Source organism: Paenibacillus sp. FSL P2-0121, from assembly GCF_037975345.1.
GTDB classification, from domain to species: Bacteria; Bacillota; Bacilli; order Paenibacillales; family Paenibacillaceae; genus Paenibacillus_AQ; species Paenibacillus_AQ odorifer.
Map to the genome: position 1 here is coordinate 6,098,090 of NZ_CP150245.1, position 14,101 is coordinate 6,112,190.

At 46.6% G+C, this 14,101-nt stretch carries 16 protein-coding genes; 2 read left to right on the forward strand and 14 right to left on the reverse strand.

Annotated elements, in window-relative coordinates:
* Positions 1 to 101 precede the first annotated feature (101 nt).
* The 10 genes from MKY54_RS26850 to MKY54_RS26895 form a co-directional block, all read right to left on the reverse strand.
* Positions 102 to 872 (reverse strand): ABC transporter permease subunit, encoded by a 771-nt coding sequence (locus MKY54_RS26850; RefSeq protein WP_076128640.1) that lies wholly within the window; start codon positions 870 to 872, stop codon positions 102 to 104.
* Positions 869 to 1,783 (reverse strand): ABC transporter ATP-binding protein, encoded by a 915-nt coding sequence (locus MKY54_RS26855; RefSeq protein ID WP_076128642.1) that lies wholly within the window; start codon positions 1,781 to 1,783, stop codon positions 869 to 871. Before MKY54_RS26855 ends, MKY54_RS26850 begins: the two co-directional genes overlap by 4 nt.
* Positions 1,783 to 1,974: a PLDc N-terminal domain-containing protein gene (locus MKY54_RS26860; RefSeq protein WP_036680175.1), complete on the reverse strand. Its 192-nt coding sequence runs from the start codon at positions 1,972 to 1,974 to the stop codon at positions 1,783 to 1,785. The genes MKY54_RS26855 and MKY54_RS26860 overlap by 1 nt, the downstream gene beginning before the upstream one ends.
* 52 nt (positions 1,975 to 2,026) lie before the next feature.
* On the reverse strand, positions 2,027 to 2,242 hold the full coding sequence (locus tag MKY54_RS26865; protein ID WP_076128644.1) for a hypothetical protein: 216 nt from the start codon (positions 2,240 to 2,242) through the stop codon (positions 2,027 to 2,029).
* Entirely contained in the window at positions 2,239 to 2,568 is a 330-nt protein-coding gene (locus tag MKY54_RS26870) for a YxlC family protein (RefSeq protein ID WP_339188518.1), read from the reverse strand. The genes MKY54_RS26865 and MKY54_RS26870 overlap by 4 nt, the downstream gene beginning before the upstream one ends.
* A complete protein-coding gene (gene sigY, locus MKY54_RS26875; RefSeq protein WP_076179762.1) occupies positions 2,555 to 3,100 on the reverse strand; it encodes an RNA polymerase sigma factor SigY in 546 nt (181 codons plus the stop codon). Before sigY ends, MKY54_RS26870 begins: the two co-directional genes overlap by 14 nt.
* Positions 3,101 to 3,645: 545 nt before the next feature.
* Positions 3,646 to 4,275: an MBL fold metallo-hydrolase gene (locus tag MKY54_RS26880; RefSeq protein WP_076128651.1), complete on the reverse strand. Its 630-nt coding sequence runs from the start codon at positions 4,273 to 4,275 to the stop codon at positions 3,646 to 3,648.
* Positions 4,276 to 4,279: 4 nt separating this feature from the next.
* Positions 4,280 to 4,846 (reverse strand): thioredoxin family protein, encoded by a 567-nt coding sequence (locus MKY54_RS26885; RefSeq protein ID WP_076128653.1) that lies wholly within the window; start codon positions 4,844 to 4,846, stop codon positions 4,280 to 4,282.
* Positions 4,843 to 5,457 carry a DedA family protein gene (locus MKY54_RS26890; protein ID WP_036680184.1) on the reverse strand — a complete coding sequence of 205 codons (615 nt, stop codon included), beginning with the start codon at positions 5,455 to 5,457 and terminating at the stop codon, positions 4,843 to 4,845. The genes MKY54_RS26885 and MKY54_RS26890 overlap by 4 nt, the downstream gene beginning before the upstream one ends.
* Before the next feature lie 350 nt (positions 5,458 to 5,807).
* On the reverse strand, positions 5,808 to 6,566 hold the full coding sequence (locus tag MKY54_RS26895) for a glucose 1-dehydrogenase (protein ID WP_339188520.1): 759 nt from the start codon (positions 6,564 to 6,566) through the stop codon (positions 5,808 to 5,810).
* Positions 6,567 to 6,782: 216 nt separating this feature from the next.
* On the opposite strand from MKY54_RS26895, the gene MKY54_RS26900 reads away from it, so the two are divergent.
* Both MKY54_RS26900 and MKY54_RS26905 read left to right on the forward strand, forming a co-directional pair.
* Positions 6,783 to 7,121, forward strand: a complete 339-nt coding sequence (locus MKY54_RS26900; RefSeq protein WP_051491108.1) for an autorepressor SdpR family transcription factor — start codon at positions 6,783 to 6,785, stop codon at positions 7,119 to 7,121.
* On the forward strand, positions 7,121 to 7,777 hold the full coding sequence (locus tag MKY54_RS26905) for an SdpI family protein (protein ID WP_076185429.1): 657 nt from the start codon (positions 7,121 to 7,123) through the stop codon (positions 7,775 to 7,777). The genes MKY54_RS26900 and MKY54_RS26905 overlap by 1 nt, the downstream gene beginning before the upstream one ends.
* Here MKY54_RS26905 and MKY54_RS26910 read toward each other — a convergent pair.
* The 4 genes from MKY54_RS26910 to MKY54_RS26925 all read right to left on the reverse strand — a co-directional run bounded on the left by MKY54_RS26910 (position 7,766) and on the right by MKY54_RS26925 (position 14,042).
* The gene (locus tag MKY54_RS26910) at positions 7,766 to 10,414 is read right to left on the reverse strand and encodes an O-antigen ligase family protein (protein WP_339188523.1); all 2,649 of its coding nucleotides are present in this window, start codon (positions 10,412 to 10,414) and stop codon (positions 7,766 to 7,768) included. The genes MKY54_RS26905 and MKY54_RS26910 overlap by 12 nt on opposite strands.
* Positions 10,415 to 11,273: 859 nt before the next feature.
* Positions 11,274 to 12,464 carry an SAM-dependent methyltransferase gene (locus MKY54_RS26915; RefSeq protein ID WP_076303094.1) on the reverse strand — a complete coding sequence of 397 codons (1,191 nt, stop codon included), beginning with the start codon at positions 12,462 to 12,464 and terminating at the stop codon, positions 11,274 to 11,276.
* Positions 12,465 to 12,552: 88 nt separating this feature from the next.
* A complete protein-coding gene (locus tag MKY54_RS26920) occupies positions 12,553 to 13,371 on the reverse strand; it encodes a PhzF family phenazine biosynthesis protein (RefSeq protein ID WP_254849012.1) in 819 nt (272 codons plus the stop codon).
* Positions 13,371 to 14,042: a DUF6483 family protein gene (locus MKY54_RS26925; protein WP_248549635.1), complete on the reverse strand. Its 672-nt coding sequence runs from the start codon at positions 14,040 to 14,042 to the stop codon at positions 13,371 to 13,373. Before MKY54_RS26925 ends, MKY54_RS26920 begins: the two co-directional genes overlap by 1 nt.
* Between the last annotated feature and the right edge of the window lie 59 nt (positions 14,043 to 14,101).

Sequence of the window (14,101 nt, forward strand, 5' to 3'; positions counted from 1 at the left end):
AACAGTCTACTAAAAAAAGATAGAACTGTCTAGTTGAAGGCTGGCCGATCCTACAAATTCTATGAAAATATACTATATTTAATAAAAATATAACTTATGGTTCAAGCGGGTAAGTTATTCTTCCTTGTCAAAAGTGCAGCACCCACTAAACAAATCAAGATCAAAATAGCTGCTGAAAGATAGGGTCCAACCCTGAAGCCTTCTCCAGCCATAAGAATTCCAGCCGATAACCCGGAAAGCCCCGCAGGTGCCCATTCAAACCATGAAGGTAATAAGCTTTGCCCTAATGATAATCCTGCCATTAGCGCCAATGCTAAAAAGGCGGCAACTGGAGATTTTAAAAATCCACTAAACAACAACGTAGCTGAGACAGCACATAACAGCCATAATCCATATACTCCAGAAGCTGCGATGACATCTCCCCAAGATAGTGAACCAATCAACTGCTCCGTGTAGTAAGCTGCGCCCGCTGCACCTAATCCTAGAGCAACGATCAACAGGGTCAGCTGCGCTGCCCATTTAGCGAACACTATTGCGGCTGGAGAAACCGGCCTTACCAGAATTAATTCCATAGTTCCGCTATAGCGCTCACCGGCTAAAACATTCATCGCGCCAAGTGCCAATACTAACATTCCGATCGTTCCGTACTGTCCCAGAGATTGCGCCATCACAGCTGCGGCACTCGGTATTTCATACCCCTCTAGCAGACCTGGGGGAACATCACCTGAAGCTTTTAATATTTCCGGCAAATAATAAGTAGTTAACGGCTGCATAATACCTAATAGGATAAAAACGACAGGTATCCAGATTAACTTATAACTGCGAGCCATTTCGAGCATTTCTTTGCGATAAAGGACCCAGGCGCTTCTCATACTCCCACCACCTTCATAAATAAATCCTCTAACGTGGAAGAACCCGCTTCAAATTGCAGTAATGGAATTTCGAGCTGCGCCGCTTCTTGCAGAATCGTCCATCGGGCCATGTCTACATCGTTCACATTAAAAATTGCCTGATCTCCGAACAACTGAGTCTCTAGTACAAACGGTTTGGCAGCAAGAGACTCCAGCCACTGAATAGCTTTTTCTTGCTTCTCTGTACGTAAACGAATAACAGGAAGGCTGTATTGTGTACGCAGCTGTGATAAAGACCCCTTCTCAGCAATCAAGCCCTGATTCATTAAAATAATATCATCGCAAATTTCTTCTGCATCATGCAGCACATGTGTAGAAAAAACTACAGTTGTCTCTTCACGTATCTCCCGCAGCAGTCCCATTACTTCTCTGCGGCCAATCGGATCAAGTGCAGATACAGGCTCATCAAGCAACAGCAGACGAGGCCGGTGCACAAGCGCCTGAGCCAGACCCAGCCGCTGCTTCATCCCACCGGAGTATCCACCAATCCGGCGACGAGCATCACCTTTAAGCCCTACACGCTCAAGCGATTCCAATGCCCTGCTGGTTGCGTCTTTAGTTCCCATTCCACTAAGCTTTGCAGCGAAAACAACATATTCATGTCCAGTCATCCACCCATAAAAAGCTGGGGACTGTGGCACATATCCTAATCCTCTGCGATATTCGGCTCCAGGACGGCTCCCCTCAAATGAAATCATTCCAGAGGTGGGTTCTAGCAGCCCTGCCAGCATACGAAGTGTGGTCGTTTTCCCAGCACCGTTAGGCCCCAGTAAAGCGACGCACCGTTCTTTCTCAATTTCAAAGCTTATATCATTTACGGAAATATGCGCCCCATAGCTTTTGCGCAAATTCTTAACTTGAAGGAGTGACATCAGACATCTTTCCTTCCTATTGTGAAATAAGCTACGCTGCCTAATATATTTCCGCAAATAATGATAATAATCCACATCCATTTTGGACCACGAACGTTATCCGCTTTGGCCAGAGATATCAGACCAATAATAGCAAGCAAAGCCTGCAGAATAATTAACGGCATGATTAAACCCCATTTTACCTCTTCCATGAAGTACCACTCCTTGTAATAGGATGAAAGGAACGAGCTTCTTACTAAAGCTTCACAACTGCTTATTCCGTCTACGTCGCTCAGGAAGAATAACAACAAGTAAGTAGACTAATGCGGGTGACGGAACTGTAGTAATCGCCCACAATCCCCAGAACCAAGCTTTTTTCCCGCGCCGTCTTGCATCCCGGAACAGTAAGGTCCCCTGCAGCATTAACGCTACTGCTATGCCAAACCACAACCAAAGAGGCACATCCTGCAGCTCATTCATTTTTGTACACCTTCTCTATTTCTTCTGATCCTGGCGATCCCTAAGCCACCCAGTCCTACAATAGGAATGATCGCCTGAATAATCCAATAGATCATGGGTGCAGAAGTGAGAATGGATAAAAATGCGCAGATCAGGATCAATGAGACCCCCCAGAATAACAGTAGTTCTTTGCGTTCCCTTCTCTTTCTCTGCACAGCTGCATCAGCCATTAACCACTCCAGTTCCTGTAACGAAGGTGGGGTGAGGTCATCATATTGCGCATCCAAACGTTCAAGCTCTTCAGTAAGCTTGTGCAAATACAGTTCTGGCTCCTTATCCTTCTCCATCCTCATTCAGCTCCTTTCGCAATTGGTTAAGACCAAGGGACACACGCGATTTGACCGTGCCAGAAGGAATTTGCATGATCACACCGATTTCTTCATAGCTATAGCCATAATAATGCTTCAGCAGCACAGCTACCCTCTGAGCAGAGGGTAGCTTGGAAATGGAATCAAGTACTTCACTCCATTCTTCCCCCCTGCTCTCAAACCGCCAACGAATCGAACGGGTGCCCTGCGCCTGCTGTTCCCGTTTCTTCCATTCTGCCTCACGTTTCCAGCGCCGCTTTCGATCGATAAATATTCTGGTGGCTATCGTAATTAACCAAGAGGAGAACGAAGAAGAACCGTTATAGGTATTGATTTTTTCCATACATCTGACCATCGTGTCCTGTACAAGATCCTCTGCCAGCAACGGATCCATAGTCACTTTGAGTAGATATTTGAACAGAAAAGTATAATGTTCTCGCAGCAGTGAAGACAGTGCTGAAGTATCTCCCTGCTGTGCCCGTCTGATTTTCTCCAGCGCCTGATCGCTCATCTGCCCCTCCATTCAGGATTTCGTTCTTATTTGTAATACGATTATGTATAGTGATTCGTTCAATGCGCTTTAATTTTATTTTTTGAACTCCCAGAGCTTACACCGCCATGGCTGAAGCAATCCTGCTTCAGCAGGGAAATGCCAAAAAAGAGGCGTTCTTCTAGGCTCGCCTCCTGAATTCACTGGTATTCTCCCATCCTTATTCTCAGATTGTATGTCCCTGCGTTCGATGGAAGTACAAAAACCGCCCTTTCCAGAACATTCTGAAAAACATCGGCATTTACTGCTGCAAAAACTAGTCCATTTCTCCTTGGAGTCATACCATCCGTAATCCAACGGGTAATATATATTCTTCTCCAATCTATTTCCCCCCATGCTTTTAAACCTATATGTAGACAAAAAAAGAACGCAAACCGGGATTAATTCCGCAGTCTGCGTGCTTCGCGAGGTTAATGTTACATTTAATTAACAATATTGTAGTCCTTTTGTATCCCTTTGTCTATCAAAAATTCCTCGATTCTTGTCAGTTCTACTAGAATGATTGTTTATTGAGGGATATAAGGGTTACGAACTTTTTCAAAACCGATGGTTGTTCGGGAGCCATGACCTGGATAAACCTTCACTTCATCATCCATTTTGTACAGCTTGCCACGAATAGAATCGAACAAATCACGTTCCCTGCCACCAGGCAAATCGGTGCGCCCAACTCCCATCTTAAACAGCACATCTCCAGAGAATAAATCATTCCCGCATAGGAAGCTGACACTGCCCGGAGAGTGCCCAGGTGTATGGTACACGCGGAAGGTATGTCCGATGAATTGCAGAACTTGTCCTTCTGCCAGATCATATTCTGCAGGATCTGTAGTTAAAGGAGATGAAACATCAGGCCACATCAATGAACCATTTAGCTTAGGGCTGCTGAGCCATTCACTCTCTAGTGGATGTAAATAAACAGGGCATTTCTTAGCTTTACGAATTTCGTCTACGCCGCCCATATGGTCAAAGTGCGCATGCGTCAGCAAAATAGCCTCGATCTCCATCCCTTCAATACTCCGCACTAATGCCGCAGGATTCATACCGGGATCAATAATGATACCCTTCGTTGGATCTGCACCTGTCAGCAAGTAGGCATTGGTCTGAAGAGGACCTAAATTAAACGAACGTATATTTAGCATTGGTCTAGAATCCGGAAATCAGACTACGCAGCTCTTTTGCGATAACTGCTTGTGATTCCGTTCCTTCCCCATAAGCTTGCCCCATAGCCTTACGTACTTCTGCGATTTTGCTGTCGTAATCAGCGGCCTCGCGATCAGGATTCTCACGTTTGAACTCTCTCATTAGGCTCTGCACATGCTCTGGACGAGGACCCCAATGTCCAAGCACATATCCGCCGGTATCTGCAAAGATCACAATCGGAACAGATCTTCCGCCCATGGTCAAGAATTCATCCATAAGCTCCTGGTTCTCCTCCAAAATGAATACCTCTGTCTTCATTCCGGCAGTCTCCAAAATACGGAATACCGCAGGGACATTACGAACTACATCTCCACACCAATCAGCGGCAAGGATAAGTACTCGCAAATCATCACGATGGTTCAGGCTTTCAAAAAATTCCTTGTCACTCTCATCTTCCCAAGAAAACTTCTCATACCAGGATTCAAAAGCCTGCTGGTTCTTCGTCATGCTTTCTACAAATTGGCGCGGTGTAAGACCTTTTCCAAATTTATGAGCTACATTCGGTTTCATTTTGCAGTCCCCCTCTTCTTGGATTTAAACCACTTATACACAAAATAAATGATGATTAGTGCTAACGCTACGAGAATAATTTCGTTGGTATACTTAGCTGCTACCTCGTCAATATCTTCCCACTTATTCCCCAATGTCATACCGAGATATACGAACAAAGCACTCCATGGAATAACAGCAAGTGTAGTCAATAAAGTGAACTTACCTAAAGGCATACGAGAAATCCCCGCTGGAACGGAAATGGCATGGCGAACAACGGGAATAAAGCGTGCCGTAAAGATTACGCCTGTCCCATATTTATTGAACCACTCTTCCGAATGATCAATATGCTTTTTTTGGATAAGAATATATTTCCCGTATTTCTCCAGTACAGGCCTGCCCCCATAACGGCCAATCCAATATACAAAGATCTGGGCAATCACTCCGCCTATCGTACCAAACAATACTGCGCCGAAAAAATTAATATCTCCACTCCATACCAAGAAACCACCGAAAGCCAATACAATTTCACTAGGAATAACTTCAATCATCAGTCCGATCATAATCCCAAAATAACCAAGACTCTGAATCCATTCAAATAATGTCGAGATCAGATCAGAAATAAAATGCAAACGTGCTCCTCCTCCCTTTTCCGCAGAATATGGCTACATGTATCAAGCTAATCGCCTTTGGCATCTTTATAAGACACTAAGCGTTTAAGCGAGTGAAATATAAGAACATAAAAGCATAGATACTAATCTTATACTTTCTTATATTTTTAAAAGCTTTGCCGCTCTGCTATATTTTCCAGTTTCTCTTAGCCTATTCTAGCACAAGCAACCTTATCACTTCTACTTACGCGGCAAGCAGCTTCCATCTTCCAATCCATACTTAAAAAGAGTTTGAGTAATAGGCATAAACAAAAAAGGTGAACAAATTCCACCAATAAAGGGAAAATGAACACCTTTTTATCTGCGCTCAATCAATAAGCCATCCAGCCGGCATCCGCCGTTATCACCGATCCATTCAAAAAGCTTGCAGCATCTGAAGCTAAAAATAAAGCTACTGAAGCAATCTCACTGCTCTCCCCTGTCCGTGGCATCGACGCCATACCTTCGCCCGTTTTTTGACTCCCAAAAGGACTTGGATCAGACAGATCAATATTTGTCTTTACCCCGCCCGGCGCTATGGCATTACAGCGAATTCCAAGCTTAGCGTATTGAAATCCTATATTTTTGGTCATCCCGATTACAGCATGCTTAGAGGAAGTATAAGCCACTCCCGCCCGCGAGCCCGCTAAGCCGCCAATAGAGGCTACATTGATGATACATCCGCTTTCCTGCGCCATAAAAATCGGCAAAACCTTACGAATGGCTCTCATCGGACCGGTTACGTTGACCGCAAGCACCTGTTCCCACAAGTCATCAGTGATCTCGTGCGCTGGCGTCATTTTATCCATAATTCCGGCATTATTAACAAGGATATGAAGGCCTCCGAACTGTGTGGTTGCGGCATCAATCATTCGCTGTGTGTCCTCTTCCTTCGAGACATCGGCCTTTACAGGGTAGACGACTCCGTGTCCCTCACCCTTTTCCGCCTTTTTGGCTACCGCTTCTACATTCGCCAGATGGATGTCCGCAGCAATCACTTTAGCACCCTGTCGGGCAAAAAGCAGAGCAATCGCTTCTCCAATCCCCGATCCTGCACCCGTAACAACTGCGACTTTATTGGTTAGTATCATATATCCGCTCCTCTGCATCGTATGTTCGGTGCATCAAGGAATGCATGCCCTTCGTTAGTATGAACAGGAGGAGGCTTTGGACGGTCCTTAATTTTAAAGATTCGGTGACACTTTTACACACGCTATTGCTAAGTGAATACTGCATTGACAGCTATTAAAACAAAGAGCTATTATATATTTAGATAATTATTTAAATATCGAAAGGCAGGGTGGAATATGAATGAATCCTTTAAAGCACTAGCTGACCCTACCCGTCGCCAAATCATTCGGTTACTAAGGGAGAAAGATCGAACCGCAGGTGAAATCGCAGATTTTTTCAACATGTCTAAGCCAAGCATTTCTCACCATCTGAATGCGCTAAAGCATGCCGATCTTGTACAGGATGAGCGAAAAGGACAATTTATTATGTACTCGCTAAACACAACAGTCCTTGAAGAGGTTCTCGGTTGGTTATTGGAGCTCACTGGGACAGGTAAGCAAACGGAGACGGAGAGTAAATCGCTGGACGGAAAGCAGCAACGTCAGGATATCGATTCCAAAAAGGAGGCGGATTAATGATGAAAGATTTCAAATGGAGATGGCAGGATACCCTCATCGTAATATTAGGTTTAGCTACATTAGCCTACGCTCTGATCAATTACAGCAAGCTTCCGCAGGAGTTACCGGCACAATTTGGAATTACGGGTAAGGTCAACAGATACTGGGACAAAAATATAGCTATTTTTGTGTTCGGAATCTTAGGCATTGTGCTCCCGCTGATCATGCAGTTTACACGCAGCATCGACCCTAAGCGGGATAATTACAAAAAATTTGAAAATGCCTATGCCATGAGCAGACTTGCTATTGGGGTGCTTTTTAATCTAATGCTGGTGCTGTCGATTGCTTACGGTCTAGGTAAAGATATAAACGTTGGGAAGATCGCCATAGGAGCTGTTGGAATAATGTTTATTGCTCTTGGCAACTACATGCCACAGGTAAAAGATAATTACTTGTTTGGGGTTCGTACAGCCTGGACGCTCGCCAACCCCGAGGTATGGCGAAAAACACATCGCCTATCCGGGATAATGTGGATGATCGGTGGCCTACTTATTTTTGCAGGAGCCTTTTTGAGCGGAGCCTTGTCTCAGCTTCTTATTATTACGGCACTCGTACTAGCAATTATCGTGCCCATTCTCTACTCCTGGATGATTTCACGTCCGCTAAAATCGTAAAGCCAACATACTAAGCCGTCGACTCAAGTCGTCGGCTTGTTCTGTCATTTGGAACTCACGGTCATTATGTTGCCCTCCTTTATTAGCCTCCTCTTCTGCCAACCTTCTATATTCCAGAAGAAGTTCATTCCCAGAGGCGACGCAGACTAAGCCTTCCTTTCGATTTCCTTCTGCAAGCTTTTTTTGCCCCATAAGAAACATCCCTTCAATCGCCTTCATCCACTTGGCATTGTTGTACTTATCCAGCCTAAGGCTCTGGCGCATCCAATATAACGACGCCCCCGGACGGCCACTGCTTATCCATCGTTCAGCCAGCTCCCAGCTTAAGCTGGCATTCTCGGGAGAATACAACAAACTCTGCCGAAGCAGACTCACGCTCTGTTCACCCGAGAGCAACCTAGATAATGCTATAACCGTTCGAGGTGACCGGGGATTCCAACCCAGCGATTGCTGTAGCAACTCTACCTTCACCGAAGGATCCACCGACATAATCGCTTGTCGATAGAACTTCTCTCCTTGAGCGGCGTGAAAAGATAGCACCCCCAGCAGAAGCGAAAAACAACATGCCGCAGTTCCGATTAGTCGGCGAAGGCGGATTTGGGGCTGTTTCTTGGGTGTAGAGTTAGCGATTAGCGGATTCGTAGATGTAGAAACATCAATGTGCGCGTTCGTAGATGTGGAGTGAGCGATTAGCGGATTCGCTAGTGTAGTGACATTGGGGAGCCGGTTCGTGGATGTGGAGTGAGCGATTAGCGGATTCGCTGGTGTAGAGACACCGGTGAGCGGATTCGTAGATGTGGATTGAGCGATTAGCGGATTCGCTGGTGTAGAGACATTGGTGAGTGGGTTCGTAGATGTGGAGTGAGCGATTAGCGGATTCGCTGGTGTAGAGACATTGGTGAGTGGGTTCGTAGATGTGGAGTGAGCAATTAGCGGATTCGCTGGTGTAGTGACATTGGTGAGTGGGTTCGTAGATGTGGATTGAATTGGCAGCTTGGTCTCAGACTGAGGGTGGGTTGGCGCAGATTGATGTTTCTGCTTACCCTCAGCTAGAGCAAGCGCTGGCAGCCAGAATAGCAGCAGCCAAAATAATCCGTAGCTCCAGTCAAAATCAACGACGCTGTGTAAGACGATGACCAGAAACGGCGGTAGCAACCGCGGCGATTTGGTAGCCAGCAGCCAGCCTGCTGCCAACAGCATAAGGAGTATGGCTGCAAGACCAACGAATCCTAAGTTCAACAGGATGTCGAGGTATCCATTATGCACCTGGCTGCCTACATAAGGGCGAGATTGGGCGGCAAGGTAGGCATGCCGCCAAGTCTCACCCCCACGTCCCAGCCAAGGTGCCTCTGCCGCTAGCCGCCAGGCGTCGCGGTAGAACAGCCCGCGCGCGGATACCGTCGATGACGGTCCGGTAATCCGCTCGCGCACGTGCAGGAGCACGGCGATCCCCGCCGCCGTCCAACCCGCCGCCGCCAATGCCAGCATGGCGGCTCGGGCAGTGCCCGCCGCGCTGCGCTGGCGGCGGCACAGCCACAGGCCGGCTAGCAGCGCGCCGGCCCAAAGCCCGGCCAGCAACAGCAGGCCGGGCACAGGCTCTACCGCCAACCCGGCACGGGCTAGTTGGCGGTAGAGTAGCGCCGCGACGGCCACGGGCGCGGCGCCAGCAGCAAGAAGCGGCGCGATTAGCTGCCGCTTCCAGAGCAAGACGGCGGCGCAGGCGCAAGCCGCCGTCAGCCATGCGCCGCGCGACTCGCTGAGGAGCAGCGCGGCGGTGTACGGAAACAGCGGCAGCAAGCGCAGCAGCGCGGCGGTCGTGCTTCCCGCTTTTCCCTGCTCCGCTTCCACGCCTCCTGCCCCTTTGCTCCTCCGTTCTGCTTCTGCGCACTCCATCCCCAGCCCAACACTTCTTGCTCCCAACATATTCACGCTCTTTTTTGGCTCCCCGTAATAAACAGCAACAGCAAATAGCCGTTCCAGCAGAAAAACAGCCATAACAGCACCAAAAGCATTCGGATATTCCATCAATCCTGCTAACCTAACCCCTGTGGCACTCACTTCCGATGAATTGCTGTAGGCCACAGCGAAAGGCAACTTTACCACTCCACAAACAGCCAACAAAGCGCTCATGCTCAAAAACATACCCGCCATAGACCAAGTTACATTTACAATCCGCCGCCCCACCCGGTTCACCGCACAAAAACAAACCAATAATGCAAAGCTAGCATACAAGCCCCACCGCAGCGTTTCATTCATAGTTCCCTGGGAGGAAAGCGGCCCGCGCAACCAATGAATCACATAAAGCGATAGAATAATTAAAGGGACGCTTAATAATATTCTTAACGCTTTATTTTCTCCGCTAACTTCACTACCTTCACTACCTTCACTAACTCCATTGACTCCCGTAATACCACTTACTGCACCTCCCCCACTTTTTCTCCATGCGCCAACCCCAACAAGATAATAAAGCGAGCACGTACAACACAACACAAACCATAAAGTTAGAAAGGGATACATCTCCTCAGTAAAAAACAATCCCCGCAACAAACAAGCACCCACCCCAGCCGTTATCACTAAGGCTCCACAAATATATGCGATTGATGATTCCAGACTCCGGTCTTTTTTAAAACGCCACATTTAGATACCCCTGTATTCGTTAATTTATCTCTATCCTTTCCACATTTCACTAATACAAGACTAGAACGCAAAAAGACGATACCTCTCCACAAAGGAGCCGCACCGCCCTAATTCCCATAAAAAGCTATATAATTGTAAAAAGTGCAGCTATTCCCGTGCTCTCGCTGCTTACTTCCACTTTAATTGTACTTTGTGCAACTGTTTTTCAAGAATCCCGCCATATGCGGGGTATTGTTCGTTTTTAAGTGTACAAAGTGCAACTAAATTACTAAAACGCAGCTTCTGAGCATATCCAGTTGCACAAAGTACAACTAAATCAACTCACCATTAGACCGCACTAGCCGTACCGTCCTAACCATTAGATCGCACTCACTGCAACATCCTAACCATTAGATCACACTTGCTGCACTATCCGAATTCTCATCAAAAAAGCTATATAGTTGTAAAAAGTGCAGCTATTCCCGTGCTTTCGCTGCTGACTTCCACTTTAATTGTACTTTGTGCAACTGTTTTTCGAGAATCCCGCCATATGCGGAGTATTGTTCGTTTTTAAGTGTACAAAGTGCAACTAAATTACTAAAACGCAGCTTCTGAGCATATCCAGTTGCACAAAGTACAACTAAACCAAGTCGCCATTAGATCGCACTAGCCGTACCGTCCTAACCATTAGATCGCACTCACTGCACCGTCCTAACCATTAGATCACACTAGCTGCACCATCCAATTTCCCATTAAAAAAGCTATATAGTTGTAAAAAGACAACTGATCGAATTAGGCTGCACCTATAAGTGCCCATTCTACAGTCACCGTTCTACCATGCTACAGTCCTACCGTCCTACGCTTTCTACCTTAATATCCTCTACCCTTCTACCGAACTCTCAGTAGGAAGCAGATCCGCGCATACGCGTTCGAGGTAGGGTTTTGCTCCCAGAAAATCGCGGAATGCGGTGTATTCGCGCCATTTGACGGAGTTGTCCCCGGCTGAGCTCTTAACGGCACGAATCAAAATGTTCTTCGGTGTATTCTCCAGATCGATGAATTCCAGCAGCTGGCTGCTATAGCCCATCATGTCGAGCAATTTGGCGCGAATGGCGTCTGTAGCCAAGGCGGAAAAACGCTCTTTCAATATGCCATGCGAAAGCATAGGGCTCATTACTTCATTTTCGATTTGTGCGAATAATTCATGCTGGCAGCAAGGCACGGACAAAATAACAGACGCTCCCCAACGTACTGCTTTTTCAAGGGCAGCATCGGTAGCTGTGTCGCAAGCATGAAGTGTGATCACCATGTCCACCTGCTCCAGCTCATTATACTCGGCAATGTCACCCACGAAGAACTTCAAGTGATCATAACCGATTTTGGCAGCAAGTTCGTTACAATGCTCAATCACATCTGCTTTTAAATCTAACCCAATGATATTAAGCTCCCGCTTCTTGCGAACGGTCAGATAGTGATACAGCGCAAAGGTCAAATATGATTTTCCACAGCCAAAATCCACAATCGTCAACGGTCGGCCTGTTGGCAGATCGGCAAGCACGTCCTCTACCATCTCCAGAAAACGATTGATCTGCCGAAACTTATCATATCTTTTGGCCAGCACTTTGCCTTCTTTATTCATGATTCCAAGCTCCACCAGAAATGGCACAGGCTCTCCATCCTCCAGCACATAACGTTTGCGACGGTTGTGAGCTAGATCCGGCTCTTCCTTTTTACTTGGAGACTTGGTTAGGATTGATACTTTGAATTTCTTACTAATAAGCACCTGATAATCGGCTTCTACTGTACACAACAAACCTTGCCGATAAGTTTCTCTAAATAAAAGAGATATTTCTTCCGCCGCTAACTCTGCGGGTACGTTGCGATGTTCTACCTTTGTACCAATATAGGACGCAAACTGATAATGCAGCTTCCCCTTTAGTTCAACAGGTTTAACCTGCACTTTGGTACAATTTTCGCCTTTATAACGTACTTGACTTAGGGTAGCCGTAATCAAAGTACGGTCATTAATTAGTTGTTCAATTAGAGCTGTTAAAGATTCCACAACGCACATCTCACTTTCGGGATTAAAAATGGAGAATCTATGTCTCCTAACCATCATCGTTCATTATATCACGTGTTAACAAGGGGCGTTCCTTGTTCTAGCAGGGCTTAACATGCAGCTCTCCACTAACTATAGTTAATGCTCGCCCAGACATCTTAATCTCGTCTTTACTTACCTCTAACTGAAGCAAACCTCCACGTTTCGAAGCTTGATAAGCGGTCAACTGCGTACGATTGAGTCTATCCGCCCAAAAAGGTGCCAATGCAGTATGCGCTGAGCCTGTTACCGGATCCTCATTCACTCCTACCTTCGGCGCAAAAAAACGTGATATACAATCAATACCTTCGATAGAGCTTTCTGCGGTAACCGCGAAACCTCTCCCTTCAAGCCCGGATAAAGCTCCGAAGTCAGGGCTGAGTTCGCGAACCCGGGCTTCCTGATCCAGTCGTACAAGTACATTGTCAGCATATCGCATAGTTTCCACCACATTGGCTTCTGCAATACCAAGTGCTGCTGCGAGACCTGAAATTACAGGAGAGGGTTGAAGCTGATAAGGCGGGAAGTACAGTGAGATCAAATCTCCTGAACGAGAAGCTCTGAGCAACCCACTGCGTGTATAGAACCTTGCTTCCATGTCAGGCGCTAGCAATCCGCTCTCCCATAGTACATGCGCACTTGCTAGAGTCCCATGCCCACATAGCTTGACCTCAACTTTAGGTGTAAACCATCGCAAGCGGTATCCATCTTCCTCTGGCCAGAGAAAAGCTGTCTCTGACAAGTTCATTTCCGCCGCTGTCTTCTGCATATAACCTTCATCGACAGGATGCTCCAGTAAACATACCGCCGCAGGATTGCCTGAATAAGCCTGTTCTGCAAAAGCATCGATAATATATAAAGGGATATTCATCGTATTCATCAGCTTCCTGCTTCCTTTCGTATCGCTGTTACCCTGCCCCACTCTTTTAACCCCTGCTCTACTTCCTCCAGAGGAAGGGCACCTTGTTCCAATTCTGCAGATGATTTGAGCAGCAGCCGATTGTACAGCTTATCCCCTTCTATTACAACATCTTCTCCTTGCTCCCACAGCCGGTAGAGGCTGTCCTCCGCTTTACTATATCGTCCTACCGACTCCATATACTCCAACAGTAGCCGCTCCGTTTTAGACGGGAGACGATAGGCCTGCACATCCTGCAAGAGTTCATCAATTTCCTGAGTCATATGCAGCAGCTCCCTGTCTGCTCCATGAAGATCCGCGTACAAATATAAATGTAAAGCTCTCATACTTCTAAATAATGCTGCATCCTTATCGCCATTTGCCGCATAAATGCTGCCTTCTTCCTTCAGCAGTTTGGCCAGACCTTGAAGCTTATCGGACTCAACCACACCGCCAAAACGAAACATATCTATGATATCTTCTACAGATAGTGAATTTAAAAGACGTGAATTCAGCGGAAAATGCCGGTTCAACAGCTCATCGATTTCCCATAAAGCTTCTGTCGTCTTCCGTTCCTGCTTCAGAGAAAATACCTTGGCAACCATCGCCGTCATATCTTCGATCATCCGGACAATATAGTCTCTTCGAAACATGCAATTCCTCCTTTTCCGTACTGTGGTAGCAAAAAATTCAGGACTCAGACCACTTAAGT

Bases quoted from the DNA above. Each gene is read 5' to 3' on its own strand.
- MKY54_RS26900 (WP_051491108.1), top strand. From the start codon at position 6,783: ATGAATGAATCCTTTAAAGCACTAGCTGACCCTACCCGTCGCCAAATC.
- MKY54_RS26910 (WP_339188523.1), bottom strand. From the start codon at position 10,414: ATGTGGCGTTTTAAAAAAGACCGGAGTCTGGAATCATCAATCGCATAT.
- MKY54_RS26855 (WP_076128642.1), bottom strand. From the start codon at position 1,783: ATGTCACTCCTTCAAGTTAAGAATTTGCGCAAAAGCTATGGGGCGCAT.
- MKY54_RS26905 (WP_076185429.1), top strand. From the start codon at position 7,121: ATGATGAAAGATTTCAAATGGAGATGGCAGGATACCCTCATCGTAATA.
- MKY54_RS26880 (WP_076128651.1), bottom strand. From the start codon at position 4,275: ATGCTAAATATACGTTCGTTTAATTTAGGTCCTCTTCAGACCAATGCC.
- MKY54_RS26860 (WP_036680175.1), bottom strand. From the start codon at position 1,974: ATGGAAGAGGTAAAATGGGGTTTAATCATGCCGTTAATTATTCTGCAG.
- MKY54_RS26850 (WP_076128640.1), bottom strand. From the start codon at position 872: ATGAGAAGCGCCTGGGTCCTTTATCGCAAAGAAATGCTCGAAATGGCT.
- MKY54_RS26865 (WP_076128644.1), bottom strand. From the start codon at position 2,242: ATGAATGAGCTGCAGGATGTGCCTCTTTGGTTGTGGTTTGGCATAGCA.
- sigY (WP_076179762.1), bottom strand. From the start codon at position 3,100: ATGAGCGATCAGGCGCTGGAGAAAATCAGACGGGCACAGCAGGGAGAT.
- MKY54_RS26920 (WP_254849012.1), bottom strand. From the start codon at position 13,371: ATGAATACGATGAATATCCCTTTATATATTATCGATGCTTTTGCAGAA.
- MKY54_RS26870 (WP_339188518.1), bottom strand. From the start codon at position 2,568: ATGGAGAAGGATAAGGAGCCAGAACTGTATTTGCACAAGCTTACTGAA.
- MKY54_RS26885 (WP_076128653.1), bottom strand. From the start codon at position 4,846: ATGAAACCGAATGTAGCTCATAAATTTGGAAAAGGTCTTACACCGCGC.
- MKY54_RS26915 (WP_076303094.1), bottom strand. From the start codon at position 12,464: ATGTGCGTTGTGGAATCTTTAACAGCTCTAATTGAACAACTAATTAAT.
- MKY54_RS26925 (WP_248549635.1), bottom strand. From the start codon at position 14,042: ATGTTTCGAAGAGACTATATTGTCCGGATGATCGAAGATATGACGGCG.
- MKY54_RS26895 (WP_339188520.1), bottom strand. From the start codon at position 6,566: ATGATACTAACCAATAAAGTCGCAGTTGTTACGGGTGCAGGATCGGGG.